Annotated in this window: 3 protein-coding genes; all 3 read left to right on the plus strand. The window is 42.0% G+C overall.

Annotated elements, in window-relative coordinates; translation table 11 throughout:
- Window positions 1-869, plus strand: an 869-nt coding sequence (locus L650_RS0108515) for a heparinase II/III family protein (RefSeq protein ID WP_029772842.1), incomplete at its 5' end; no start/stop codon positions are given.
- A gap of 5 nt (window positions 870-874) precedes the next feature.
- On the plus strand, window positions 875-1,219 hold the full coding sequence (locus L650_RS0108520) for a cupin domain-containing protein (protein ID WP_004589273.1): 345 nt from the start codon (window positions 875-877) through the stop codon (window positions 1,217-1,219).
- 3 nt (window positions 1,220-1,222) lie between these two features.
- The coding region (locus L650_RS0108525; protein WP_029772843.1) for an MFS transporter at window positions 1,223-2,237 on the plus strand (1,015 nt) is incomplete at its 3' end.

Raw genomic sequence — 2,237 nt, forward strand, 5'->3', positions numbered from 1 at the left:
GCGGCCGTTACCTACCAGAAAACGAAACTTACGCAAAACATACCGTGGCACACAATACAGTTGTGATTGATGAAACCTCGCATTTTAATGCAAATGTTAAAGTGGGTAATAACAATCATCCTACGCTTAATTTCTTTGAAACAAACCAATACGGAACGGTGTCAAGTGGGCAAATAAGCACCGCTTACAAAGGTGTTGAGCTTGAACGCACGTTAGCGTTAATTAATTTACCTATGCTTGAAAGCACGCTTGCAGTTGATATTTTTAATGTGACTGCAGATTCCTCCCATAAAATTGATTTACCACTGCATTACAAAGGCCAATTAATTGATACCAGCTTTGAGTTACTTGGTAACACCAAAAGCTTAGCTGCGCTGGGTGATAAAAATGGCTATCAACATTTATGGTTAAAAGCACAGGCACAACCAGATGAAGGCCTAGCAAAGGTAACGTGGTTAAACGACAACGGCCGTTTTTATACACAAACTAGCCTAGTGAAAGGGGATGAGTCTTTCTTATTTACGCAAATAGGGGCAAACGATCCACACTTTAATCTTCGTAACGAAAATGGCTACATTCGCCGTGTAGAAGGTAAAAAACAGCATAAATTTATTTCAGTACTTGAGCCTCACGGTGAATACAACCCAAGTAAAGAATATACCCTAGAGGCTGTTAGCCGTGTATCGTCACTTAAGTATGACGCGCAAGAGCACTTAGACCTAATTGAAGTTAAAGTAAAAAATAATACCTATTTGGTTGCTATCAACAAAGCCGATAAAGCAGCTAAACACACATTCACATATCAAAATAAAGCATTCACCTTAAATGGCCGCCTTGGCGTTTATGCGATGAAGAATAATCAGGAGTAAACAGGATGCAAAAGCAAAGTGCACACTTTTCATTTGGTAACGAAACCGAGATTGAAGATTTAGGTAATGGCTTAAAACGCCAAATGCTTGGCTATAACGAAGAGCTAATGGCCGTGAAAATTTGGTTCTCAGAAGGGGCAATTGGTTATAACCATGCGCACAGGCACTCGCAAGTAACGTATGTGGTTGAGGGTGAGTTTCACTTTAACATTGATGGCGTAACTAAAATCTTAAAAGCGGGTGATAGCTGTTTTATTCCTCCTTTTGCTGATCACGGTGCAACGTGCCCAACTGGCGGTATACTGATTGATACCTTTAGCCCAGCTCGCGAAGACTTTCTTGAGGAATAACCTATGAAAATTCAAGGCTTACGCTGGTGGGTTATAGTGCTAATTGCACTTGCTACCATTATTAACTACATAGACCGTCAAGCGCTTAGCGTTTTATGGCCAGACATTGTGGAAGAAATGTTCCCTGATGAATCTGCGTTAGAGCGTAAACAAATTTACGCTAATATTTCTATAGTATTCGTATTTGCTTATGCATTTGGCCAAGCTATTTTTGGCAAAATTTTTGACTGGGTTGGCACGCGTTTAGGTTTTGTGCTTTCAATTGGTGTGTGGTCATTAGCCACTGTTGCCCATGCTTTTGCACAAGGGGTGCTTAGTTTAAGTATTTTCCGTGCAATTTTAGGTGTAGCCGAAGCTGGTAACTGGCCCGGTGCAGCTAAAGGTAATGCCGAGTGGTTTCCAACAAAAGAGCGTGCTTTAGCGCAAGGTATATTTAATTCTGGCGCAGCCATTGGTGGCATTATTGCTATCCCGCTTATTGCTTATTTAACCGTGTACTTTAGCTGGCAAATGGTGTTTGTATTTGTTGGTGCCTTAGGTTTTTTATGGTTAGTTCCTTGGATTATTTTGGTAAAAGCGCCTCCAGGCTCTCACCCTTGGATAAGTGAAGAAGAGCGTGAGTACATTCTTACCGGACAAAGACGCGTTGATGATAACGGCGATGTAACAAGCGATGACGAAGAAGAATATAACCCGTCTACAGGCGAGTTACTCTCTCGTAAGCAAAGCTGGGGCGTAATTATAGCCTCTGCAGCTATCGACCCTATTTGGTGGTTATTTGTTTTTTGGATACCAATTTACTTAAACGAAGTGTATGGCATGGATGTTAAAGCGATTGGTATTTATGGCTGGGTTCCGTATGTAGGCGCTATGTTTGGTGCTTGGTTTGGTGGCTTACTTGCCCAAAACCGCCTTAAAGCAGGCTGGAATACCGATAAAACGCGTAAGCTGACCATCACATTAGGGTGTTTAATTATGTTGCCGGCGCTGCTTGCAATGGCAAACCCAGGCGAGCCGG

It is taken from the genome of Pseudoalteromonas sp. TB51 (assembly GCF_000498055.1).
Taxonomy (GTDB): Bacteria; Pseudomonadota; Gammaproteobacteria; order Enterobacterales; family Alteromonadaceae; genus Pseudoalteromonas; species Pseudoalteromonas atlantica.